Origin of the sequence: Alteripontixanthobacter muriae, from assembly GCF_013336795.1 — a bacterium.
Classification (GTDB): domain Bacteria; phylum Pseudomonadota; class Alphaproteobacteria; order Sphingomonadales; family Sphingomonadaceae; genus Pseudopontixanthobacter; species Pseudopontixanthobacter muriae.
In genome coordinates this window covers 173,621-197,118 of sequence record NZ_JAAFZT010000012.1, presented here as the reverse complement: position 1 = coordinate 197,118, position 23,498 = coordinate 173,621, and the positions used below count along the sequence as shown (strand labels likewise).

Genomic DNA, 23,498 nt, shown 5'->3' with positions numbered 1-23,498 from the left:
ATCTGCGCCTGCCGCCGCGCCGGCCCAGGCGCCCGCGGCCCGCCCAGCAGCGCCGGTAGCCGCGCCGAGCGCGGAGCGGCTCGCCGCCGTGCAGGCCATCGCCAAGCCGCAGACCGACGATCCCGGTGATGACGAATATTCCTATGGTTTCCGGCTGTGGGACGCGGGGTTCTATCCCGAGGCGCAGCAGCAACTGAATCTTTTCGTCGAGAAATACCCGAACCATTTCCGTGCCACCTATGGCCGAAACCTTCTGGGCCGTGCCTATCTCGACGATAACAAGCCGCGCGAGGCCGCCCCGTGGTTCCTGCGAAACTACCAGGCCGACAAGCAGGCGGCGCGTGCACCCGACAGCCTGCTTTACCTCGCCCGATCGATGATCGCGATTGAAGATACCGAACGGGCCTGCATCGCCTTGGCGGAATTCAGCGACACCTATCCCGCCATCGCGGCGGGCAGGTTGTCCAGCGACTATCAGGCCAGCCTGACACGGGTCGATTGCGACTGACGTAATGCTGCGTCCCGGCTGTCCGACTCCTGCGGCGGTAGAAAGGTTCGCGGCCGATCTGGCCGCGATCTTTCCAGCCGGGGATCGGCTGGGCATCGCCGTTTCCGGCGGGCCGGACAGCATGGCGCTGCTGTTGCTCGCCCATGCGGTGCTGGGCGGCAATGTCGACGCTGCAACCATTGATCACGGCCTGCGCCCGGAAAGCGGGGCCGAAGCGGCCATGGTGGCCGATCTATGCCGCGAATTGGGTATCGCGCACGAGACCATGCGGGTCGATGTGCCTGCCGGCAATGTCCAGTCCGCTGCGCGAAAGGAGCGCTATCGTGCGCTGAATGCATGGGCCGCGCGGCGCGATCTGTCGGGAATCGCAACAGCGCATCATGCCGATGATCAGGCCGAAACCCTGTTGATGCGGTTGAACCGCGGAAGCGGGCTTTCGGGCCTCGCCGGCATCCGTGCGAAAACCCAGGCTCCAGGAGGAGAGGCACTCCTCGTCCGACCCTTGCTCGACTGGCGCAAGGCCGAACTTCTCGACCTCGTGACATCCGCTGGCGTTTCCTGTGCCGAGGATCCTTCCAATCGCGACGCGAAATTCGATCGCGTCGCCATGCGCAGGCATCTGGTCAAGGCCGAGTGGCTGGACCCGGCCGCAATCGCACGCAGTGCTCGTCACCTGGGCGAAGCAGAACTCGCAATCGCCGGCATGACAGGCCGCATCTGGAACGATGCGGTAATCATCGAGAAGGACGCCTGGCTCTATTTTCCCGGGCGTTCCCCACCTGAAGGTCGGCACTTTATCCACCTGGAAATCGTGCGCCGCATACTCGGCGGAAATGCAGGAATTCGGGGAAACGACATTGCGCGCGCCGTCGATCGCCTGTCGGGCGGAGATGCGGCCACGCTCGGCGGGCATCAGGCGCGGGTAACGGAAAGAGATGGCGAGACCGCCTGGATATTTACCCCGGAAAGCCCGCGCCGAACTGGCTAGATCAGCGAATCTCCTGTCCCGATCCGCTTGCCGCGCGTGATGATGACGCGGTCACCCTTACGGGCGGCGGCGAACAGCTTGGCGGCGAAGGGGTCGGGTGTGCCGATGCAGCCGTGGCTGGCATAGCCGTTCTCCACCTCCGACCCGCCGTGGATCGCAATACCGTCCCAGGTCAGTCGCAAGGTCCAGGGCATCGGCGCGTTGTTGTACTTTTCCGACACGTTGTGCCGTTCCTTGGTCAGGATCGGAAAGCTGCCGAGCGGGGTAGGGTGTTCCTGCGTGCCCAGCAGTACCGCCGTCGCGCCGATCTCATATCCGCCGCGGAAGACCGAAAGCACCCGGGCTTCCAGATCGACGGTCATGACCAGCGGACCCTCGGGCACGCCTTCTTCATCCCAGTGCCATTCGCCGTAGCGGATCGGCCCTTCGATCGGCAGCACGCGCTTGATCACGAAAGGTTCGTCTGCTGCCATTTCGGTGGCGGTTTGGCGAAGCGGGGTTCCTGCTTCTTCGGACTCGTTCAGGACCGATTGATCAGCAGAAACGGTATGATCGGCTGGCTGAGCTACAGGCACAGTGTTGCGGGCAGACAAAGCCACGCCGCCAAGGGCAAGCCCAATCAGAGCGGTCGTTCCGCCGATCCATCGCGCCATTGCGTCCATGGTGCCACTATGCGCGAGCGGGCGGTTTGTGCCAGTTTCCGCAATGGCCGGTCCCGGTTCGGGACAAAGTTAAAGCTTATTTAAATATCAGCCATGGGCACCGAAAAGATTGGCGATAGCGGTCGATATCCGCAGGTTCAGGGCCTGAGCGCGTTCGATCGGATCGATATAGACCCTGCCGATGGTGGCATAACCCTCTCCCGGGCCATCAGGGTAATCGCTGGGTTCGTCGACTGCGAAATCTTCGGGTTGCGGGAAGCTGGTCGGATAGGCCCGCCGCAGCTGTGCGATGGCATCATCGATGCGCAGGGTGAATACCATTTCCAGCACATCCTCGCGGCTGATGTCGTTGGCGCGGGAAAATGCCGGAATGGACACGGCCTTCAGGAACATGTGCTGCATCAGAGCGAGGCGCAGCGCCTGCAGCACGCCGATCTGACGGCGGATAGTCTCGCGGTTCTCCAGAGGAGCCTCGTCCGGCAGCAAGGCGAACAGCCGGTGCAGTTTCAGCGCATCGATGCGCAACCGGCTCGCCAGGCGGCGAAACACGCCGGTGCGGTCGTCCTGCACCAGATATTCGGCAAGCGCCTGGCACGCAGTCGAGACGCCAGCCTCGTCACCGCGGTAGGGGCGGCTCGCCCAGAAAGCCGAATTGAACAACTCGCCATAGGCAGCGACGGTCTTGATGCTGGCGAGCGCGTTGCTGGCCCGGACATAGCGCACGATCTGCCGCCCGCGTTCGCTGCTGGACAATAGCTGGGCGATCTCTTCGTAATTGCCATCCGCGGCGCTGCCGATGCCGGCGATGATGTTCACTGGATAGCCCAATTGCTGCAGGATTGCATTGTGCGGAATGGCGCGGATCTGCCGCAGGTTGATGTCGCGATCCGCCGACAGGTCGGACTGGCGGCGCGATTTGCGGCTGCCGGTGGTATTCAGCAGGCCCAGGCCGAAAGCGGTGATCGCACGGCTGTAGATCCGGCTTTCCAGATGGTCATGCTGGTGCGACCGGACCGCGCGGTAGAAATCGAGGCTGATTGCCGTCTGCTGATAGAATGGATCAGTCGGAGCCTCGCCATCGGTTTCCGCAGGCCGCAATTCAGCGATGCGCGACAGCGTGGCGAGCGCCAGTTCCGGCGTGGCGAAGAACAGGTAACCGTCGCCGCCCTGGAAGCTGGCTTCGGGTTCGATCCTGATGCCAGCGCGCAGGAAGCGGCGCCTGGCCCAAGGGCTGAGCGGCCACGCCAGGCGGTCCGCAAAGCTGCCCGGATGCGCCCCGCGGCCCATGCCCTCGCCATGCGTGTTGAAGATGAGAGCGGCTACGTTCGTGAGCCCGTTGTCCGCCAGGGCCTGCGCCATCCGCCCCTGCAGCCGTTCGATCGACAGGCTGGCTGGTACCTGCCCGACGAAGCGCCCGGCATCCGAAAAGCCGGTCTGTATCGCGATGCGCCCGCGGCCGCGTGCGTAGGTCTGGAAACAGGGTTCCGCGATCAGCGCATCGAGCAGGCGTCCGCCATGTTCCAGCGCGGTTTCGGTTTCGAACAGGGGCGATACATCGACCTTGTCCTCGATGCCGAACAGGCGGGCGAAATACAGCGCGGCGAGAACGGTCGAAGGCTGTTCGCATTCGGCGATCAGCATGCGGATAGGTGCATCACCGTCCACATGTTCCAATATCTGCGCCATGGCGAGGAACTGGCGGATAGCGGTGCTGCTTTCGACGGCAAGCGCGGCGAAGTTCACCTTCAGCGGCTTCACGCTTCCCAGCAGGTCGCGCAGGACGGCCATCGCGCCCTGACTCGCGAGATCGAGCCCGCTATCGGGGTGGATCCTGCGGCGGATTGCATTGTGCAGCTGGCTGGAGTTCACGCGAAAATGGATGTGCCCCATGCCGAGGCCATCGGCGCGCATGGCTGCTGCGAGGACCTTGAGCGCCCTCGAATGCGGAATATTCCCGGCAGCTTCCGCTTCGAGCTTCGCGATTACCGGAGCAAGGCTCAACATCTTGCGCGGATCGTTCGCTGTCAGCCGGTTGGCGGCCAGTGACAGTGCTGCGGGATCGGAGAGATCGGCGGCGAAGTCATTCGCGCGATCCTTGGCGTATCCGGACGCGGGACGCAGTTCGCCCAGCAGCGGATGCGCCGAATCAATATTTTTCAGCTGCGCGCAGTAGCGTTCGAGCCTCTCGGCCTTCTCTGCCAAGCGGAAGCCGATGGAGGTGTACCATTTTATGTCGGTCCGCCCGTCCATGTCATATCCGACCCAGGTTGCGAAACGGAAGGGCAGCGCCGCGAGGTCTTGCCACTGGTCGGGCCAGTTTTGCCGGGCATGGTCGAGTATATTGCCGACAATACGGTCACGCGCATCCTGCGCATTGGCGATGGCACGCATGGCGCGGCCGTGTTCGTAGCTGAGAGTAACTTCCTGCCGGTCGGTAGAAGCCACGCAGGCCTGTGACCCGATTTCGTCCGGACCGCCTGCTGCCTGCGCCACGGCTTCCGACTGCTCGGGCGTGAGAAGAAATGTCGGGTGCGCGGTAAAAACGGCGTGAAGCTGGGGTTGCTCCCACCGTTTGCAAAAGGATGCGAAATCCAGCCCGTCGTTTTTCGTAAACACCGCGTCGTTCGCGTCAGGATCGACGGGGGTCACCAGCCTTCGCAAGCGACCTGCACGGCTTTGCAGGGCCTGGCATTCCAGTTCGGCGATCAGGCTCTCAATGGTTTCCAGATCGATGGAGCCGGACTCCAGCGCACGCGAGAGGTCGAGCGACAGCTGGAAAACCGGATTGAACAGCGGCGTCTCACGCGTTCTTTCATGCAGCGATTGAAGCCGTTCACTCAGTTGCGCGACGGTTTTCAACTGTCCTCTCCCCTTAGCGCCGCGGCATTGCGGGCGAGGGCGGCAACATGGTCGCCATCAACTGCGTCGCCAGATGCGTAGCGCGGCGCAACCCAGCTTCCACCGACGCACAAGACAGGGTCGAAGGCCAGCCATTCGGGTGCATTCCGCAGCGAAATGCCGCCGGTGGGGCAGAAGCTGCATTGGCCGAACGGTGCGGCTAACGCTTTCAGCGCGGGCAGACCGCCAGCAGCCACGGCGGGGAAGAATTTGAAATGCTCCAGACCTTTGTCCAGTCCGCGCATGATATCGCCCGCAGTGGCGATGCCGGGCAGGAAGGGCGTGTCTGTTTCCGCCGCCGCGTCGGCCAGACTATCCGTCAGGCCAGGCGATACGACGAATTCGCTCCCAGCCTCTATTACAGCGTGCAATTCCGCAGCGTTGGTGACCGTTCCGGCCCCCACGATGGCGCCGCTAACCTGCTTCATGGCGCGGATCGCATCCAGGGCAGCCGGTGTGCGCAATGTGATCTCCAGAACCCGCAGGCCGCCCGCGACAAGAGCCTCTGCAAGCGGCACAGCATGGCGCACATCGTCGATCACGATGACCGGAATGACCGGCGCGGTCAGCATGATGGTTTCGATCGGTTTCACGGGCAGGCCTCCGGATGTTCAATACAGAACGCAGCCGCCGCGCCCGACAATCCGGGTTGCGGATGCGTGACGAGTTTGACGGGGATTGTCTTCATCAGGTCGGTAAATCGCCCCTTGGCCGTAAAGCGATCGGCAAATCCTGACGATTGCAGCGTCCTGCACAGGCGCAGTCCCAGTCCGCCGGCCATCGCAACGCCGCCCCAGCCCCCGTGAGTGAGCGCTACATCGCCGGCTACACTTCCCAGCACCATGCAGAATCTCTCGACGGCGGCTTCGGCCAGATCGTCGGAGCCTGCCATCCCGCGTTTCCAGATCTCGACATCCTTCAGATCGGAAGGATCGCGGTCGCTCTGCTTTGCCAGCACCTGATAAATGTCGACTATGGCGGGACCGGATACGACGCGCTCGACTGAAACCCGGTCGTGCCGCTGTCGCAAATGGGCCAGTATTGCGTCGTCCACCTCATCGACCGGTGCGAAATTCACATGTCCGCCTTCGGTCGCCTGGACCCGGTGATTTCCCTTGCCGTCGCGATGGAGATGCGCCACGCCAAGTCCGGTGCCCGGGCCGAGTACACTGATCGTGCCTTCCTGCGCAAAGGGCTGCTCAGGCCCGGTCAGGTGCATCAGATGGTCATCATCCGCCCGCGCCACCGAATGGGCGATGGCAGCGAAATCGTTGATGATCGTCATACGTTCGATGCCATGACTATCGCGCAAATCATCGAGCGAGATCGACCAGTCATTATTGGTGAAGCTGATGGTCCCGTCGGTGACGGCGCCGGCAATCGCCAGAGCAAGACTGTCCGGAAGCGTTCCGCCGCAACATTCGCGGAAGCTGTCCTGCGCGCTCTCGAACCCGGAGTGCTCCCGCGTGGCAAAGGTCGATACTTCGCCTAACGAGATCTTGCCGCCTTCAGCGACCGTGGCAAGGGCGAAGCGGGCATGCGTTCCACCGATATCGGCACAGGTGATCTGCATGGAACGGTCCTACAACCCTGCGGTGGCAAGCATGGCTGAGCCGCCTTGCTCCGCTTCATCGGCATACTGCCGGAACATGGCGAACAATTCGCGGCCCATCCCGCTTTGCGCTTCGTTCATCGGTGCGGGCTCGCGCTGCGACAGATCGGCAGCAGTCGCTAATGTGCCGTCAACTGCGCTCAGTCGCACGACGTCGCCGTCGCGAAGGAGGGACAATGGACCGCCTCCGAGCGCTTCGGGCGAGCAGTGGATGGCGGCGGGCACCTTGCCGCTGGCCCCCGACATCCGCCCGTCGGTAATCAAAGCGACCCGGTAGCCGCGATCCTGCAATACGCCCAGAACCGGTGTCAGCTTGTGCAATTCGGGCATTCCGTTGGCGCGCGGCCCCTGGAAACGGACGACCACCACCACGTCGCGGTCGAGTTCGCCTGCTGCAAAGGCCTCGGCAACCGCCTTCTGGGTCTGGAATACCCGGCAGGGAGCCTCGATTGTCCAGCGGTCTTCCTCGACCGCGCTGGTCTTGAAGGTGGCACGGCCCAGATTGCCCTGCACCAGCCGCATGCCGCCATCGGGCTGGAAGGGGTTGGAAACCGGGCGCAGCATGCTGTCGTCACCGCTTTCGCCAACTTCGCGCCATTCGAGTGCGTCGTCCTTGTCCAGACCGGGTTCGCGCGAATAGGCGTTGAGGTCGTCGCCGCCGACAGTCAGGAGGTCAGGGTGGGCTAGTCCTGCATCGAGCAGTTCCCCGATGACGTAGCCCATGCCGCCTGCGTTATGAAAATGGTTCACATCGCCCGCACCGTTGGGGTAGACACGCGTCAGCAGGGGAACAGCGCTCGACAGTTCGGCGAGGTCGTTCCAGTCGATGACGATACCGGCGGCCCGCGCCATGGCCGGAATGTGGATGGCGTGATTGGTCGACCCGCCGGTAGCCAGCAAGCCGACGGCTGCATTGACGATGGACTTTTCATCGACGCAGCGGGAAAGCGGCCGGAAGTCATTACCCTTACCTCCGATTTCGAGCACGCGATGCACGGCCGCGCGGTCGAGCGCCTGGCGCAGTTTCGTGCCGGGCTGGATGAAGGCCGCGCCCGGAATGTGCAGGCCCATCATTTCCATCATCATCTGGTTGGAATTGGCGGTGCCGTAAAAAGTGCAGGTTCCGGGCGAATGATAGGATCCCGCCTCACTCGCCAGCAATTCCTCGCGCCCGACCTTGCCTTCGGCATAGCGCTGACGGACGCGCTGTTTCTCCTTGTTCGGAATGCCCGTTGGCATCGGCCCGCCGGGTACGAAGATCGCGGGCAAATGGCCGAAACGCAGCGCACCGATCAGCAGGCCCGGCACGATCTTGTCGCAAATGCCCAGCAATGCGACGCCGTCGAAAACAGCATGACTCAGCGCGACAGCGGTGCTCAGCGCGATGACGTCGCGGCTGAACAGCGACAGTTCCATGCCCGTTTGCCCCTGGGTCACGCCATCGCACATCGCTGGTGTGCCGCCCGCAACCTGCGCCGTCGCACCCATCTCGCGGGCATAGATCTTCATCCGGTCGGGATAGCGGCCATAGGGCTGATGCGCCGAAAGCATGTCATTGTAGGCGGTGACGATGCCGAGGTTCGGCCCGCGATGCGCCATCAGCGCGGCCTGGTCCTCCTCCGCTCCGGCATAGGCATGGGCAAGATTGGAACAGGATACGGTCGAACGATCCGGCGTCTGGTCCGCCTCACGCTGCATCAGCTCCAGATAGGCGCGGCGAGTGGGCAGGGACCGTTCGGTGATCCGCTGCGTCACGCGGTGGATGGTATCGTGCAGGCTCGTCATGCTTGGCCTTTCCTATTCATGCCAGCTGACGCCGTCGCGTTCGGCAAGCGCGATGGCGGCGCTCGGCCCCCAGCTTCCAGCGGTATAGTTCTTCGGCCGGACGGATTCAGCCTCCCACAAGGCGCGGATCGCGTCGACCCATTCCCATTGCGCCTCGACCTCGTCGCGCCGGACGAACAGTGTCTGGTCGCCCTCGATCAGATCGAGCAGCAGCCGTTCATAGGCGATGCGGCGGTGCGTGCCTGTGAAGGCATCGGGCATGGCAATGTCGAGCGGGACCGAGCGCAGGCGAATGCCTTCGCGGTCGAGGCCGGGCATTTTGGCCATCAGGGACAGCTGGATATTCTCTTCGGGCTGGATGCCGATGACGAGGCGGTTCGGCTGCAGCCTGGTGCCCGCTTTCGGGCTGCTGTCGCCGTTGAAAATCGAATGGGGAACGCAGCGGAACTGCACCACGATCTCGGTCACGCGTTCGGGCAGGCGTTTGCCGGTCCGCATGTAGAAGGGCACGCCCTTCCAGCGCCAATTGTCCACATGCGCCTTCAGGGCGACGAAGGTCTCCGTGTCGCTTTCGCTCTCCAGTTCGTCGTCATAGCCCGGCACGGCCTGACGCTCGATTGCTCCTGCGGTATATTGTCCCGTAACGGTCTGGCCAGCCTCTACCTGGCGCAAGGCTCGCAGCACCTTCACCTTCTCGTCACGGATTGCCGTCGCGTCGAATTTGCCGGGCGGCTCCATCGCGACCAGCGCCAGCAATTGCAGCATGTGGTTCTGCACCATGTCGCGCAGGGCGCCGGCATTATCGTAAAAGGCGCCGCGGCCTTCAAGGCCCACGGTTTCGGCCACAGTGATCTGCACATGGTCGATATGCCCTGCATTCCACAGCGGTTCGAACATGATGTTGGCGAAGCGCAGCGCCAGCAGGTTCTGGACGGTTTCCTTGCCGAGATAGTGATCTATGCGGAAGATCGCGCTTTCGTCAAAAACGGACGCGACGGCATCGTTGATTTCCTTGCTGCTGGCGAGATCCCTGCCGAGGGGCTTTTCCAGCCCGATCCGCACATTGTCGTCAGTCAGGCCGGATTGCCGAAGGCCCTTGATCGTCGGTTCGAACAGACTCGGGGCGGTGGACAGGAAAATCGCGAGGCCGCCGCCTCTTTCATTGCCGTCCTCGTCGCCGCTTCTGCCGATCCTCTCGGCAAGTTCATCAAAGCCCTCCAGTGTCGTTGCATCCAGCGGCTGATAGGACAGCCGGTTGAGGAAATCGGCCATGCTGCCGCGCCGGTCGGCGGGCAGATGCTGCTCCAGCGCTTCTCTTGCAAAATCGCGATATTCCGCATCACTCTTTTTCGACCGCGCGGTTCCGACAATGCGCAGGTCGTCGTGCAGCAGTCCGTCCGCATCCAATGCGCAGAGCGAGGGCAACAACATGCGCTGCGCCAGATCGCCGGTAGCGCCGAACAGCAGCAGGCGATCGGCAGTGAAGATGTCGGCTTTGTTCTGCGGCATCAGTTTCTCCGAATCTGATTGGCGCGCGCGCAGGCACGGCTTGTAACGGAGCAGGGATCATGCCGATCAAGCAACTTGCTTCACCTCGACCGTCTTCTCCATGAACCGGGTACCGCCGAAGCTGGTCATGAAGCTGACGTCGGCCGCATCCCTGCCAACGCCGATCTTCACGATGTCCTCCGCATGGGCCATGCCCGTCGCGTCGACCAGGTACCATGCGCCGCCACCCGGAGTGGTACGGTCCTGCAGGAACACCTCGGCCACGGCGTGGAAATCGGGCGGGGTGACTCCGGGGGCGAAGCAGCTGACGAATCTGGCAGGGATCGCGGAGGCGCGGGCCAGGGCCACCATGACATGCGCGTAATCGCGGCAGATGCCGCGCCGTTCGACGAAACTGTCGACGGCCGTGGTGGCCGCCGTCGAAGCACCGGGTTCATAGCTGAAATGCGCTGCGACCCAATCGTGCATGGCGACAATGCGTTCGCCGCCGAATATCTCGCCGAATTCGTCGTTCACGAAGCCCTGCAGCCGGTCGGATTGGCAATAGCGCGAATCGAACAGATATTTTACCGCTTCTCCGGGCAGATCATGCGGCTCCATCCGATGCAGGGGGGCGAGGTCGGTCAGCAAGCGCTGGACTTTCACCTCGGCAGAATAGGTGATGTCGAAGCGGCCTTCGCTGCGTATCCAGATGCGTTCGCCGATATTGTCCTGCGCAGGAACCCGGGCGCAGTGTTCATTGGCCGAAAAGCTGGTGTTGCAGGAAATGATGTCCTGCTCCGGTATATCTGCCGCCTCGAACTGCAGCAGCACGTCGGCAGGTTGGTCGGTTTCATAGGAGAGGTTAAGGTCGATTTTTATCGTCATACCGGGTGAACGGCGGACTCCGGTGAATGTTTCGCCTGAACGCACAATAGCGGCAGGCATGCAGCTGGCGCTGGTCAGATGGCGGGTGGCACCCCATCTGTACGGGTGTGACGTGGCAAGGCGATCTGTTCGGAAATGAGAATGGCGGCGGCTTGCCGGTCGAAGGTCTTCGGCTGGTGGAGGAGGCTGTTTTGCCAGAAGCCGAAGCCGATTTGATGCAGTGGATCGACGCGGCACCCCTTGCGCCATTCAGGTTTCAGCAGTGGGAGGGCAAGCGCCTGACCGCGCATTATGGCCGCGCCTATGATCATGAGAAAGGCTTGCAGGTGGAAGCCGACCCAATGCCTGCATGGCTGTTGAACTTGCGCGCAGGTCTTGCGCCCTTGTTCGGCATGGCGGATCAGGACTGGGTTCAGGCGCTCTTGATCCGCTACGATCCCGGTGCGGGGATCGGCTGGCATCGCGACCGCCCGATCTATGGGCGGATCATGGGCCTGTCGCTCGGCGCTCCGACAATCCTGCGCTTTCGCCGGCGGCTAACCAAGGATTATGGCGAGGGCGGTCGGACGAAATTCGACCGAGTGCCCGTCGCCTTGCCGCCGCGTTCACTTTACCTGCTGGAAGGTGCGGCACGGCAGGAATGGGAACATTCCATTGCGCCGATGGAGGATACCCGCCGTTCCATTACCTTCCGGACCTTGCGCTGATCAGTCCGATCCTGCGATGACGCCGAACAGATCGTGCTCGTCGGCATCCTCTACCTCGACCTGCACGATATCGCCCGCGCGCACATGGGCAGGAACATCGCGCAGGAACACATGTCCGTCGATTTCCGGCGCATCCGCCTGGCTGCGTCCGGTGGCGCCCAAATCGCCATCCTCATCCGGTTCGCCGACCTCATCGAGGATGACGGGCAGGGTCCGACCGATTTTCGCAGCCAGCTTTTCCGCCGAGATGCGGGCGGTCACTTCCATCAACCGGGCGAAGCGCTCTTCCTTCACCTCTTCGGGCACCGGATTGGGCAGATCGTTTGCAGCGGCTCCTTCGACGGCTTCGAAGCGGAAAGCGCCAACGCGGTCGAGGCGGGCTTCTTCCAGCCAGTCCACCAGATATGCGAAATCGTCCTCCGTCTCGCCCGGGAAACCCACCACGAAGCTGGAACGGATGGCGATTTCCGGGCAGATTTCCCGCCAGCCCTTCAGGCGCTCCAGCACCTTCGCCTCGTTCGCCGGGCGCTTCATGGCCCGCAGCACGGAAGGGCTGGCATGCTGGAAGGGAATGTCGAGGTATGGGGTAATCAGCCCCTCCGCCATCAGCGGAATGACGGCGTCCACATGCGGATAGGGATAGACGTAATGCAGCCTGATCCACGGCGGAGTGCCGTCGTCGGTGCGCAGCAATCCAAGTTCACGCGCAAGGTCGGTCATGTGGGCGCGAACCTCGCGCCCGTGCCATTCGCGCGGCTGGTGACGAATATCGACGCCATAGGCGCTGGTATCCTGGCTGATGACCAGCAGCTCCTTCGTGCCGGCAGCGACCAGCTTTTCCGCTTCTCGCAGCACCGCGTCGACGCGCCGGCTCACCAGTTTCCCGCGCAGATCGGGGATGATGCAGAAGGCGCAGGAATGATTGCAACCTTCCGAAATCTTCAGATAGCTGTAGTGGCGCGGGGTCAGCTTTACACCGGCTTCATCGAAAAGCTGCGGGATCAGATCGACGTAAGGCCCCTGCGTCGGCGGAGCGGCTGCATGAACGGCCTCAACCACCTGTTCGTACTGATGCGCTCCGGTGACTGCCAGAACCGCCGGGTGGGCGGCGCGGATGGCGGCGGCATCCTCGCCCATGCAGCCGGTCACGATGACACGGCCGTTCTCGGCGATAGCCTCGCCAATGGCAGCAAGGCTTTCCTCCTTGGCGGAATCGAGGAAGCCGCAGGTGTTCACCAGCACGACATCGGCCCCGGCGTAATCCGCGCTCATCGCATAGCCGTCGCTGCGCAAGCGGGTCAGGATACGCTCGGAATCGACCAGCGCCTTGGGGCAACCGAGGCTGACCATGCCGATTTTCTTCGTGTCTGGCACCTTGGCGGGGTGAATGTTAAGTGTATTGTCCATGGATCGTCGCGCCCTTACACCCATGCGCGCCGTTTCACCAGCCTGTTGGGTGATGCAAGGAAAACGGTCGCATATGGGCCCAGTGAACTGGTTGGCGGTGCTTCTGGCGGCAGTGGTCGCGCAGGTGGTCGCCTTCATCGTCTTCAATCGCAATCGCCGCGGAATGCGGGTTGGCCGCGACCCACGGGTGGAGGTGGTGAATTTCCTGCTGCTGCTGGTAACCGCCAGCATGATGGGACACATGTTCGCGCGGATCGATCCGGCCAGATGGTGGCTTTATCCCATGATGTCGGGCGGCTTGGCGCTCGCTTTCGTAATTCCTGCGCTGTGGAGCGGCTACAATCGCCGCCGCGTGCGCCGTGCGCTTGCCTTGCGCGATGCGCTTTACTGGTTGCTTGCCTACCTCGCCATGGGCGGTGTGTTCTACCTGCTGCGATAGGCGATTGGGCGGTCAGAGCGCCGTTGGCGCGTCGCCATGTTCCCGCCCGTTCAGTGTCGGCACGATCTCCACCACCACATCGCCCGGCCTCAGCGACTGGCATTCGCTTTCCCAGAACCCAAGCGCCCTGCCATCGCGATAGACACGAAGGCCGCGGCCGCCAGTGGACAGTTCGCTGATGGCTAGGCCGCATTCCTCCGGTTTCACTTCACGTTCCACCAATTGTACCCGACCGGCCACGCTGGCGAGGTCGGCCATGTATTCTGAGATGTGCGCGCCCTTGGCACTGCCTGCAAGCAGCAAGCCGGTGAAGCGCACGGGATTTATCACGTTGTTGGCGCCCGCCTGCCGCGCCAGCAATTCGTTGTCATTTGCCCGCACCACGACAGAGATCGGGACATGCGGCGCAAGGTGGCGCACCGTGAGAACGATAAGAATGGACGTATCGTCGCGCCCGGCAGAAACCAGAACATTCGCGGCCTGCTCGATACGCACGGCGCGCAGCGTGTCATCGCGGGTGGAATCGGCTGCCATGACAGCACAGCCGAGCGATTCCGCATGCGCGAGACGTTCCTCGTCTCCATCGATTACCACGATGCAATTCGGGTCCGTGCCCCGCTCAATCAACTCGCCCACGGCTTCGGAGCCGGAGATGCCGTAGCCGAGCACCACGATATGGTCCTTCAGCTCTTCCTGGATGCGGGCCATGCGCCATTTCTCCCAGCTGCGCTTGATGATGAAATTATAGGCCGTGCCGACAAATATGAAGAACACGGCGAAACGGATCGGCGTCACGATGATCGCCTCGACCATGCGCGCGCGGTCGGTAATCGGCGCGATATCGCCAAATCCGGTCGTGGTGATCGAGATCATGGTGAAATAGACGACATCGGAAAAGCTTACCTCGCCATCCAGATTGTCGACCAGCCCGTCGCGGTCCCACCAGTGGATCATCACCACGATCATGACTAGGAAGATCGCCAGGCCGAGGCGGATACCAAGGTCGCCCCAGACCGGCACCTTGACCGCGCGGCGCAGGGGCCGGAACCCAGGGCCGCGCATGGTCCGCTCCTCGGGGCCGCCGGTCGGCGCGCGCTTTGCCGATGGCTTCTGCGGCTTGGTACGGCTCATGCGCGAGAGGCCCTAATTCTCGCCTGCGAGCAGAGGCGCCGGATCGACCGGGCGTCCATCGCGCCTGACTTCGAAGTGCAACTCCACTCGCTCGGCTTCGCCCGCATCGCCTGCGATGCCGACGCGTTCGCCGGATTTCACGACATGCCCTGCAGAAACGGTAATCCGTTCCAGATGGCCGTAGACGCTGCGCCATCCCTGTCCGTGATCGATGACGACCATGCGGCCGAACCGCTCGGGCTCGTTGCCGGCGAAAACCACCGTCCCGTTGGCAGCGGCGCGGACCATGTCGCCCGCGTCGGCTGCGAAGTCCAGGCCGTCATGACCGCCGCCATCTGGACGAACCGCGAAGCCGAGCATGATTTCTCCATCATGCGGAGCGCGGAAGTAAGGCCGCTCGCGGGCTGCAACAGTCTGCGGTGCCTTCACCACGGCCGGGATGATCAGGACCTGTCCGATTTGAACTTCGTACGGTTCCTCCAGCCTGTTCGCGATGGCTATGTTCCTGAATGGCACCCCATAGCGCCGGGCGATCGACAGTCCGGTGTCGCCCTCGCGCACCTTATGCGACCGCTGCCGGGGAATGATCAGTTTCTGCCCCAGCCGCACGGAATAGGGCTCCTGCAACCCGTTCGCGGCGGCAATCACGGCAGCCGGGACGCGGGCGCGATTGGCGATGCCGTTCAGCGTTTCGCCTTCCTGCACGACATGACTGGTTTCGGTCGCGGGGTCGCTGGCCAGAGCGGGGGGTGCGCTTAGAAGAACCGCTGCGAAGACCGCCACAGGAGCAATGCGCCGCATCAGGATTCATACCTGTCGGCTAGCGCGCCCAGCGAGGAATGATGCGTGAGGTCCAGCTGCAGCGGCGTCACGGAGACATAGCCATCGTCGATGGACTCCAGGTCGGTACCGCGATCAAGCGAATGTTCGATCGCGTTGAGGCCGAACCAGTAATAGGGATAGCCGCGCGGGTCACGCCCGACGACCACCGAACCGCGCGAATAGTCGTGAAATCCCTGTCTGCAGACGCGGATGCCTTGCACCTTGTCGGCGGCCAGCGGCGGGAAATTGATGTTGACCAGCGTTCGTTCCGGCAGAGGCGTATCGAGCAGCGGTTCGATCGCGCGGACAGCCCATGCTCTTGCGGCGGCAAAGGGGATGTCCTGACCATGGCTCTCACGCGAATAGACCTGGCTCAGCGCGATGGAACGGATGCCGGCCAAGGCACCTTCCACTGCCGCGGAGACCGTGCCGGAATAGGTGATGTCGTCGGCGAGATTGGCTCCGCGATTGATGCCGGACAAGATCAGGTCGGGCGGACCGCCATTCTCTTCCGTCAAGACCATGCGCAGCGCCATCATGACGGAATCGGTCGGCGTGCCGCTGACGGCGAAGCGGCGCTCGCCATGCTTGTGCAGCCGCACCGGGCGGTTCAGGGTCAGCGAATGGCCCGCGCCCGACTGTTCCTCGCTTGGCGCGCAGACCCAGACATCGTCGCTCATCTCGCGTGCGATCTCTTCCAGAACGTCGATGCCCGGCGCGTGAATACCGTCGTCATTGGTGACAAGAATACGCATCAGCCGATTGCCTCCAGCTTCGTCATTCCGCCCATGTAGAGGGCGAGGGCGTCGGGAACGGCGACAGAGCCATCCTCCTGCTGATAGTTCTCAAGCACCGCGACCAGTGTCCGGCCAACCGCAAGACCCGAACCGTTCAGCGTATGCACGAAGGCAGTCTTCTTGCCGCCTTCACCTGCGGGGCGATATCGGGTATTCATCCGACGCGCCTGAAAGTCGCCCGTGTTCGAGATGCTGGAAATCTCCCGATAAGCGTCCTGTCCCGGCAACCAGACTTCCAGATCGTATGTCTTGCGCGCGGTGAAGCCCATGTCGCCCGTGCAAAGCAGCATTCTGCGATAGGGCAGGCAAAGCGCTTTCAGCACGCCTTCAGCCGCGGCGGTCATGCGTTCGTGCTCCGCCTCGCTGTCTTCGGGCCGCACGATGCTGACCAGTTCCACTTTCTCGAACTGATGCTGACGTATGAAGCCGCGCGTGTCGCGGCCTGCGGCCCCAGCCTCGCTGCGGAAACATTGGGTCAACGCTGTCAGGCGGATCGGCAAGGCACTTTCGTCCAGGATCTCGCCCTGAACGGCATTGGTCAGGCTGACCTCGGCAGTGGGAATGAGCCAGCGGCCATCCGTGGTCTGGAACAGATCTTCGGAGAACTTCGGCAGCTGGCCCGTACCGAAGGCTGCTTCGTCGCGCACCAGCAGGGGCGGGGCGCATTCGGTGAAGCCGTTCTGTGTCACCTGCATGTCCAGCATGAACTGCCCCAATGCCCGGTGCAGCCGGGCTATCGGCCCCCGCAGGAATGTGAACCGCGCGCCGGAAATCTTTGCGCCGGTCTCGAAATCCAGCCCCAGCGGCGGCCCAAGGTCGGCATGTTCGCGCGGGGTGAAGGAAAACTCGCGGCGATCGCCCCAGCGGGCCTGCTCTAAATTCGCACTCTCATCCGCGCCATCCGGCACGTCATCCGCTGGTGCATTGGGCAGGGCAGCGAGCCGGTCGTTCATGTCGGCGGAGAGCTGGCGGTCGTCTTCCTCGAACGCGGGTAGCGTCTGCTTCAGCTCGGCGACCTCGGCCTTCAGCGTTTCGGCAAGCGTCGTTTCGCCCTTGGCCATGGCCTGCCCAATAGCCTTGCTGGCTTCGTTGCGGCGGCCCTGCGCCTCCTGCATGCGGGTCGCCACGGCCCGGCGGCGGCTGTCGAGGTCGAGAATGGCCGCGGCTGCAGGCTCGGCTCCGCGCCGCGCCAGGCCGGCATCGAAAGCGTCGGGGGCGTCGCGGATCACACGGATATCATGCATGGCGGTGCTATTGGACAGGCAGACGGGCTTGTCCACCCTGCAAATAATGCGACATTTCTGCACAGGGCTGGACGTAGGCCTCGCGCTCTGGCAGCGAGCAGCACTTCGTTCAGCCGCTGGAATGGCGAGATAATTTGCAACAAAAACACGCCCTTCCGCCTAAGCGCACCCGCTTCATAGATGTGCTCGACGGCGGCATTCGCACAGGACGGCGGCTCGGCTGGCTGAACCCCGTGCGCCTCGACAGGCAAACGTTGATGGACAGGGCCGCGGCGCAGGCGGGGCTGGACGATTTCGGCGACGGTTGGTTCGAGAAGCCCTTCGACGTGCTGCTCGATTCGGTGAATGCCGAAGCTAGGCTGAATGCGGCGGGCGAAGTTTCCGCCCAGCAGCAATTCCAGAAAGTGCTGGTGGACAGGCTATGGGCGCAAATGTGGTTTGCGCGGCATCCGGAGATTTTGGCTCGCCCCGTCAAGCGGCCGGTGGTCATCGTCGGTCCGATGCGGTCCGGAACCACGCGGCTGCACCGGTTGCTGGCGAGCGACCACCGCTTTTCGCACATGCGCAGCTTCGAGACGATCAGCCCGGTGCCGCGCCCCGATTTCGAAGATCCGTCGGTGCGCGACTTTCGTCCGGTTCTTGCCTCGCGCATCATGAAGGTCGCCCGTCTCGCCAACCCGCGCACCCTGTCGATTCACCCGACCGGCCCATTTGAGCCGGAGGAAGAACTCGGCCTGCTAGTCGCAAGCATGTACGGGATGAAGCACGAGGCGCAGTGGCAGGTGCCGACCTATGGCCGCTGGTGCGAAGATGCGGATGCAACACCTGCATACCGCTATATGGCTGACTTGCTCAGATTGATCGGATGGTCGCAGCAGGTCTCCAGCATCCGTCCGTGGATATTGAAGACGCCTCAGCACATGCTGGACCTGCCGGCTTTGCTGAACGTCTTCCCCGATGCCCGGCTGATCTTCACCCATCGCGATCCGATAGCCGTCGTTGGCAGCGCCGCCAGCCTCGCCTGGAACCAGACCATCATCTATTCCGATGACGTCGATGCGGCGGACATCGGGCGGGAATGGCTGCGCAAGACGGAGCTGGAGATCGCCCGCATGCGCAAAGCACGGGAAAGCATCCCCGCCGAGCGCATGATGGATGTTCAATTTGCCGACATGGACCGCGACTGGCGCGGAACGATGGCGCGAATCTACGATTTTCTCGAGATGGACATGACACCCGCGCAGCCCGCGATGGAAGCTTACGTCACCCGCTCGCGCAAGCTGAAACAGAAGCCGCATAATTACAGCCTTCAGCAGTTCGGGCTGACGGAAGAGGAAGTGACGGACAGTCTTGGCGACTATGTGCGCAGTTTTGCCGTTCCGGTGGAAGGCGCAGCGCCCACGCCAGCTTGCCGCAAGGCCGGTTAGGTGTGGGCAGGCGTGCATTTGCGCCGGGAGAAAGGGCAGGCACGGCACGCAGGAAGCGGTGGCCACGAGAGACTGACGACAAAGCTACCGATCTCAGTATCATCGGCGGATGAAGTCTTCTTCATGGAAAGTTCCCGGGCCGAGTGCCTGGAGCCGCAACAAGGAAGGCGAACAACGCACGAGGCAACGGTCTGCATCGAGCGTTAATCGCGACATCGTGCCGCTCAGGGCAGCACTAGGGCAGATGCCAAACCCGGGCGCGCCGAATACCGATGCTGCCTGGCAGGAAGCGCTAAAGCCGAACAAGGGTGCTGACCGGAGGCGGGAGCTCTATCTTGATCGTGATGACCGGCGGAAACGCCTGACAGCTGCTAGCGTGGAAGTAGCTCCATTCGTTCAGGCGCTGTGCCTTCTGCCACTCCGACCCGGTGCGATTGCCGGTCTTACAGTCAGCGATTTCGAGCCTCGCAAGCGCACGCTGACAGTTGGTAAGGACAAGGATGGGCGACCGAGACAGATCCCTGTGCCGCCCGCACCGGCAGAATTTCTTCAACAACAGTGTTCTGGAAAGCTGGGGGAGGCTCCGCTTTTCAGTAGGGCCGGTGGAAAGGCTTGGGACAAAGAAGCGTGGAAGGGACCAACAAGGGGAGGCCGCAGCCAAGGCTCCTTCCGCGGTCTCTGCCTATAGCCGTGTGTGACAGCCAATCGTGAAACGCGATAACCTTCTGGTTTGCTGCGAAATGCTGGCCCATGTAGTTGGCGAAAGCTCGAAACCTTATTGCGCCGAAATCCCCGTCAATGTCCGCGGATGTCCACCCACGTTTCATGTTTTCATGGCAACGCGAACCATCTCTTCTAAGTCATTGAAAAGATGGTGGGCGCGGCAAGGATTGAACTTGCGACCCCACCCGTGTGAAGGGTGTGCTCTACCACTGAGCTACGCGCCCGCCGGACCGACTGGCAGGACCGCGCCTTTGCCACCATCCGCCATGCTTGGCAAGCGGTGACCTGCGGGGCGCGGCTCGCCTCCAGACGCGGGATCAGTTAATCAGCCGCGCCAGCATGGCCAGCCACCCGCTGTCGAGCCGTCCGGAAGCAGAGCGGTGCGGGGCGGGGCATTCCAGGCAATAGGCCTGCATCCCGCGAGTGCCGGTTAGCCGCTCAAGGTCGCCTTGCAGCTGGGCGAGCAAGGCATCCTGCTGGCCTGCGAACATGGCGAAATTGTCGAGTGCGGGGCCACGCGCCTCGGCCGGCATGAACAGGCTGCGAAGCAGCGTATCGTAGGTGCCTTCTTCGGTGCCCAGGAAGACCGGGTGCCAATCGTCACCAGCCAGCCCGGCCTTGGCAGCGACCCATCCCAGGGCATCGTCCAGACCGCCATATTGATCCACCAGGCCGATCTGGCGGGCGGTGCCGCCGTCCCAGACGCGGCCCTGCCCGATCCGGTCCACGGCCTGCGCCGACAATCCGCGTGATTGCGAGACGCGGGCGATGAAGTCGTCATATCCGTCTTCGATCGTGCTTTGCAGGATGGCATCCACTTCGGGCGGGAACCCCGCGACAAGGTCGGGTTGGCCGGAAAGTACAGTGGTTTTCACCCCGTCGGAGGATACGCCGATGCTGTTTGCCGCTTCCTCGAATGTCGGGATTACGGCAAAGATGCCGATCGATCCGGTGATCGACTCAGGCTCGGCGAAGATCCGGTCGGCGGGGGTGGCGACCCAGTATCCGCCGCTGGCCGCGACATTCGCCATGCTGACGGCGACGGGGATGCCCTTCGCCTTGTGGCGCAGGACGGCGCGGCGGATTTCCTCGCTCGCCAGGGCCGATCCGCCGGGCGAATCGACCCTGATGACCAAGCCCTTCAGATCCTCGTCCAGAGCTTCGTCGAGAATGCGGGATATCCGGTCCCCACCGGCGGTGCCTGGGCCTGCATCACCGTCCACGATGGTTCCGGCCACAGTGACCACGCCGATCCGCTCGCCGATCTCTTCCAGCGGATTGTCCGCCAGCCACGGTTCGAGTTCGGTATGCGCGAAGGCACCGGGCATGTCGTCCCATTCGTCCTCGCCCGAGATCTCCGCTACGCGCGCCCCGAATTGCGCCCGGTTGCCAAGCTTGTCGACGAGCCCTGCGCGCAGCGCTGCGGTAGCGAGATCGCCGCCATTGGCCTGCAACCATTCGGCCGGATTCTGCGTCACGCGGGCGATATCGGTGGAAGGCCGCGCCTTTTTTACATTTGCCTGCCATTCCTCCCACAGTGCACCATAGAGAGCTTCGTAATTCTCGCGTGCTGCGGGCGACATGTCGCTGCGCAAATATGGCTCGACAGCGGATTTATATTCACCGACCTTGTAGACGCGCGCATTCACGTTCAGTCGGTCGAGCAATTCACCATAATACAGGCGATTGCCGCCCGGACCGGTGATGCTGGCGCCGCCCATCGGGTCGAGCCAGACCTCGCTGGCGTGGGCGGCGAGCATCATCCCGTCATCGGCATAGGCGACAGCATAGGTCAGAACCGGCTTTTCCGCTGCGCGTACGCGGTCGAGAGCGCTACCGATTTCCGTAAGATGTACCTGTCCGCCGCCCATGAAGCGGGTGAGGTCGAGCACGACGGAGCCGATCCGGTCGTCATCCGCCGCCGCATCCAGCGCGCGGACCAGTTCACGCACAGGATATTCGCCCGTGGGCGCAGAACCGGATAGCAGCACGGCGAAAGGATCGATCTCGGTACGTTCCTCGACGATAATTCCGTCGAGTTCGAGAAGAAGCGCGCCGTCCTGTACCATGGCCGGGCTGGGCCGTGCGGTCAGCACCGCGTAGAGCAGTGCAAAGAAAAGCAGCAGGAAGACAAGGCTCAGCCCGTCCTTGATGCCGACCAGCAGGTGCCAGACCTTGCGTGCGAAAATCATCTGAAATGCGTCCCCGATTATATCGTCCGCAGCCTATCTAGGGTTCGCTGCCTGTTCCTGCCACCCGAAACCGCTTGAGCGACATACCTGGCTCGATTAAGGGCATGGCCTTGATGGCACTGCCCGGCACCTCCTCCGCAGCGTCCCGCCACCCGGCGGGTGGCCTGGCCTTTCCGCATCGTGACCTGCTGGGCATCGGGCGGCTCGAACGTCACGAAATCCTGTACTTGCTGGACGAGGCCGAGCAGTGGATTGAGCTGAACCGCCGCAGCGCCAAGCGCGCCGATGCGCTGACCGGCCTCACCATCATCAACGCCTTCTTCGAAAACTCTACCCGGACGCTGCTCAGCTTCGAGATCGCGGGCAAGCGCCTTGGTGCCGACGTCGTGAATATGCATGCGGCAACCTCCAGCGTGAAGAAGGGCGAAACGCTGATCGATACCGCGATCACGCTGAACGCCATGCGGGCCGATGCCATCGTGATCCGCCATGCATCGAGCGGGGCGGTCGCGCTGATTGCCGACAAGGTGGACTGCCCGGTTCTGAATGCCGGAGACGGCAGCCACGAACATCCGACGCAGGCATTGCTCGATGCGCTCACCCTGCGCCATGCGCTGCGCGCACGTGGAGAGGCGGGGGATGATTTCACGGGGCAGACGATCGTCATCTGCGGCGATATCCTGCACAGCCGGGTCGCACGGTCCAACATCCTGTGCCTGACCGCGCTGGGTGCGAACGTCCGGGTCTGCGCTCCGCCTGCGCTGCTTCCAGCTGCGATAGAGGCGATGGGCGCCACCCCGTTCCATTCCTTCGACGAGGCCCTGTCAGGCGCGGACGTGGTGATGATGCTGCGGCTGCAGACGGAGCGCATGGCGGGGCAGTTCATCCCTTCGCCGCGCGAATATCATCATCTGTATGGCCTCACGCGGAAGCGGTTGGAACTGGCGCAGCAGGATGCATTGGTGATGCATCCCGGGCCGATGAACAGGGGCGTGGAGATCGACAGCGACGTGGCCGATCTGCTGAATCGTTCGATCATCACGCGGCAGGTGGAGATGGGCGTCGCGATGCGCATGGCCTGCCTCGATGTGCTGACCCGCCGGCAGCGCGGGGTGGACGGCTGGGATGATCTTCAGGCTGACGGAAACTGGCCATGAAGCAGGCGCGGGCAGTGTTCCTCAAGGGCGGTCGATTGGTCCTGAACAGCGGGATCGTCGAAGGCGGCTTGCGCATGGTGGACGGACATATCGCGGCGCTGGGCGACATCGCGCCGCAGGCCGGTGACGAGGTCATCGCAGCGAACGGCCGCCTGATCATGCCGGGCCTCGTCGACCTCAGCGTCTTTTCGATCGACAAGCCCGCGTTCCATTTCGGCGGGATCACCCGTGCGGCGCTGATGCCGGACCAGGATCCGCCGCTCGACTTCCCGCCCCGAATCCGCTTCGCAGCGCAGAGCGGCAAGCCTGACCTGTGGGTCCACCCGCTTGCGGCGGCGACCACTGGACTGGTAGGCGAGCGCCTGGCCGAAGTGGCGCTGATGCGCGACGCGGGCGCTCGCGCAATCGCCACGGGCCGCCGCTGGATCGGCGATTCCGGCATGATGCTGCGCCTGCTGCAATATGCGGCCATGCTGGACCTCGTGGTAATTGCCCATGCCGAAGATGCGGCGCTGTCGGGTCCTGCCGTTGCCACCGCAGGCGAAATGGCGACGCGGATGGGCCTGGCGGGCGCGCCCGCGCAGGCGGAGGAATTGGCGGTCATGCGCGATATCGCGCTTGCG

The 23,498-nt window shown here is 63.2% G+C and carries 19 protein-coding genes, 1 tRNA gene and 1 pseudogene; 7 read left to right on the top strand and 14 right to left on the bottom strand.

The genetic code is table 11. The annotated features are described in order from the left end of the window. Positions 1-508 (top strand): tetratricopeptide repeat protein (locus tag G7A66_RS04330; RefSeq protein ID WP_174294465.1); only part of this gene is annotated, 508 nt, incomplete at its 5' end. Positions 509-512: 4 nt separating this feature from the next. Continuing rightward, positions 513-1,496, top strand: coding sequence for a tRNA lysidine(34) synthetase TilS (tilS, locus tag G7A66_RS04325; RefSeq protein WP_174294464.1), 984 nt, complete (start codon positions 513-515; stop codon positions 1,494-1,496). On the opposite strand, the gene G7A66_RS04320 is transcribed toward tilS, so the two are convergent. The 7 genes from G7A66_RS04320 to G7A66_RS04290 all read right to left on the bottom strand — a co-directional run bounded on the left by G7A66_RS04320 (position 1,493) and on the right by G7A66_RS04290 (position 10,829). Next, positions 1,493-2,158 (bottom strand): L,D-transpeptidase family protein, encoded by a 666-nt coding sequence (locus tag G7A66_RS04320; RefSeq protein WP_174294463.1) that lies wholly within the window; start codon positions 2,156-2,158, stop codon positions 1,493-1,495. The two genes, tilS and G7A66_RS04320, sit on opposite strands and share 4 nt — an antisense overlap. Before the next feature lie 87 nt (positions 2,159-2,245). Continuing rightward, positions 2,246-5,017, bottom strand: coding sequence for a phosphoenolpyruvate carboxylase (locus tag G7A66_RS04315; RefSeq protein WP_174294462.1), 2,772 nt, complete (start codon positions 5,015-5,017; stop codon positions 2,246-2,248). Continuing rightward, the gene (eda, locus tag G7A66_RS04310) at positions 5,014-5,649 is read right to left on the bottom strand and encodes a bifunctional 4-hydroxy-2-oxoglutarate aldolase/2-dehydro-3-deoxy-phosphogluconate aldolase (RefSeq protein ID WP_408609236.1); all 636 of its coding nucleotides are present in this window, start codon (positions 5,647-5,649) and stop codon (positions 5,014-5,016) included. The genes G7A66_RS04315 and eda overlap by 4 nt, the downstream gene beginning before the upstream one ends. Then, positions 5,646-6,629 (bottom strand): glucokinase, encoded by a 984-nt coding sequence (gene glk, locus G7A66_RS04305; protein ID WP_174294461.1) that lies wholly within the window; start codon positions 6,627-6,629, stop codon positions 5,646-5,648. The genes eda and glk overlap by 4 nt, the downstream gene beginning before the upstream one ends. A 9-nt stretch (positions 6,630-6,638) precedes the next feature. Further along, the gene (edd, locus tag G7A66_RS04300) at positions 6,639-8,453 is read right to left on the bottom strand and encodes a phosphogluconate dehydratase (protein WP_174294460.1); all 1,815 of its coding nucleotides are present in this window, start codon (positions 8,451-8,453) and stop codon (positions 6,639-6,641) included. 12 nt (positions 8,454-8,465) lie between these two features. Beyond that, complete coding sequence (zwf, locus tag G7A66_RS04295; protein WP_174294459.1) at positions 8,466-9,962, bottom strand: glucose-6-phosphate dehydrogenase; 1,497 nt, start codon at positions 9,960-9,962, stop codon at positions 8,466-8,468. A gap of 66 nt (positions 9,963-10,028) precedes the next feature. Next, positions 10,029-10,829 (bottom strand): transglutaminase-like domain-containing protein, encoded by an 801-nt coding sequence (locus tag G7A66_RS04290; RefSeq protein WP_174294458.1) that lies wholly within the window; start codon positions 10,827-10,829, stop codon positions 10,029-10,031. A 107-nt stretch (positions 10,830-10,936) separates the two neighbouring features. Here G7A66_RS04290 and G7A66_RS14105 point away from each other — a divergent pair, with 107 nt between their 5' ends. Continuing rightward, complete coding sequence (locus tag G7A66_RS14105) at positions 10,937-11,536, top strand: alpha-ketoglutarate-dependent dioxygenase AlkB (protein ID WP_206675053.1); 600 nt, start codon at positions 10,937-10,939, stop codon at positions 11,534-11,536. Here G7A66_RS14105 and rimO read toward each other — a convergent pair whose 3' ends face one another. Next, positions 11,537-12,943: a 30S ribosomal protein S12 methylthiotransferase RimO gene (rimO, locus tag G7A66_RS04280; RefSeq protein WP_174294457.1), complete on the bottom strand. Its 1,407-nt coding sequence runs from the start codon at positions 12,941-12,943 to the stop codon at positions 11,537-11,539. Between the two features lie 73 nt (positions 12,944-13,016). Here rimO and G7A66_RS04275 point away from each other — a divergent pair, with 73 nt between their 5' ends. After that, positions 13,017-13,382 (top strand): DUF1761 family protein, encoded by a 366-nt coding sequence (locus G7A66_RS04275; RefSeq protein ID WP_174294456.1) that lies wholly within the window; start codon positions 13,017-13,019, stop codon positions 13,380-13,382. Positions 13,383-13,394: 12 nt separating this feature from the next. Here G7A66_RS04275 and G7A66_RS04270 read toward each other — a convergent pair whose 3' ends face one another. From G7A66_RS04270 to serS, 4 genes are all read right to left on the bottom strand, one after another. Continuing rightward, positions 13,395-14,444 (bottom strand): potassium channel family protein, encoded by a 1,050-nt coding sequence (locus G7A66_RS04270; protein ID WP_174294489.1) that lies wholly within the window; start codon positions 14,442-14,444, stop codon positions 13,395-13,397. Between the two features lie 81 nt (positions 14,445-14,525). Beyond that, positions 14,526-15,314 (bottom strand): M23 family metallopeptidase, encoded by a 789-nt coding sequence (locus G7A66_RS04265; RefSeq protein WP_174294455.1) that lies wholly within the window; start codon positions 15,312-15,314, stop codon positions 14,526-14,528. Further along, positions 15,314-16,090, bottom strand: a complete 777-nt coding sequence (surE, locus tag G7A66_RS04260; RefSeq protein ID WP_174294454.1) for a 5'/3'-nucleotidase SurE — start codon at positions 16,088-16,090, stop codon at positions 15,314-15,316. The genes G7A66_RS04265 and surE overlap by 1 nt, the downstream gene beginning before the upstream one ends. After that, entirely contained in the window at positions 16,090-17,376 is a 1,287-nt protein-coding gene (gene serS / locus G7A66_RS04255; RefSeq protein ID WP_174294453.1) for a serine--tRNA ligase, read from the bottom strand. Before serS ends, surE begins: the two co-directional genes overlap by 1 nt. A 134-nt stretch (positions 17,377-17,510) precedes the next feature. On the opposite strand from serS, the gene G7A66_RS04250 reads away from it, so the two are divergent. Beyond that, positions 17,511-18,803, top strand: coding sequence for a sulfotransferase family protein (locus G7A66_RS04250; protein ID WP_232366627.1), 1,293 nt, complete (start codon positions 17,511-17,513; stop codon positions 18,801-18,803). An 872-nt stretch (positions 18,804-19,675) separates the two neighbouring features. Here G7A66_RS04250 and G7A66_RS04245 read toward each other — a convergent pair. Together G7A66_RS04245 and sppA are read right to left on the bottom strand one after the other, a co-directional pair. Continuing rightward, a tRNA-Val gene (locus tag G7A66_RS04245) sits at positions 19,676-19,750 on the bottom strand. Positions 19,751-19,843: 93 nt separating this feature from the next. Further along, a complete protein-coding gene (sppA, locus tag G7A66_RS04240; RefSeq protein ID WP_174294452.1) occupies positions 19,844-21,718 on the bottom strand; it encodes a signal peptide peptidase SppA in 1,875 nt (624 codons plus the stop codon). Between the two features lie 113 nt (positions 21,719-21,831). On the opposite strand from sppA, the gene G7A66_RS04235 reads away from it, so the two are divergent. After that, positions 21,832-22,875, top strand: coding sequence for an aspartate carbamoyltransferase catalytic subunit (locus G7A66_RS04235; RefSeq protein WP_174294487.1), 1,044 nt, complete (start codon positions 21,832-21,834; stop codon positions 22,873-22,875). Further along, positions 22,872-23,498: pseudogene (locus G7A66_RS14100) on the top strand (dihydroorotase); the annotation flags it as partial. The gene G7A66_RS04235 and the pseudogene G7A66_RS14100, both read left to right, overlap by 4 nt.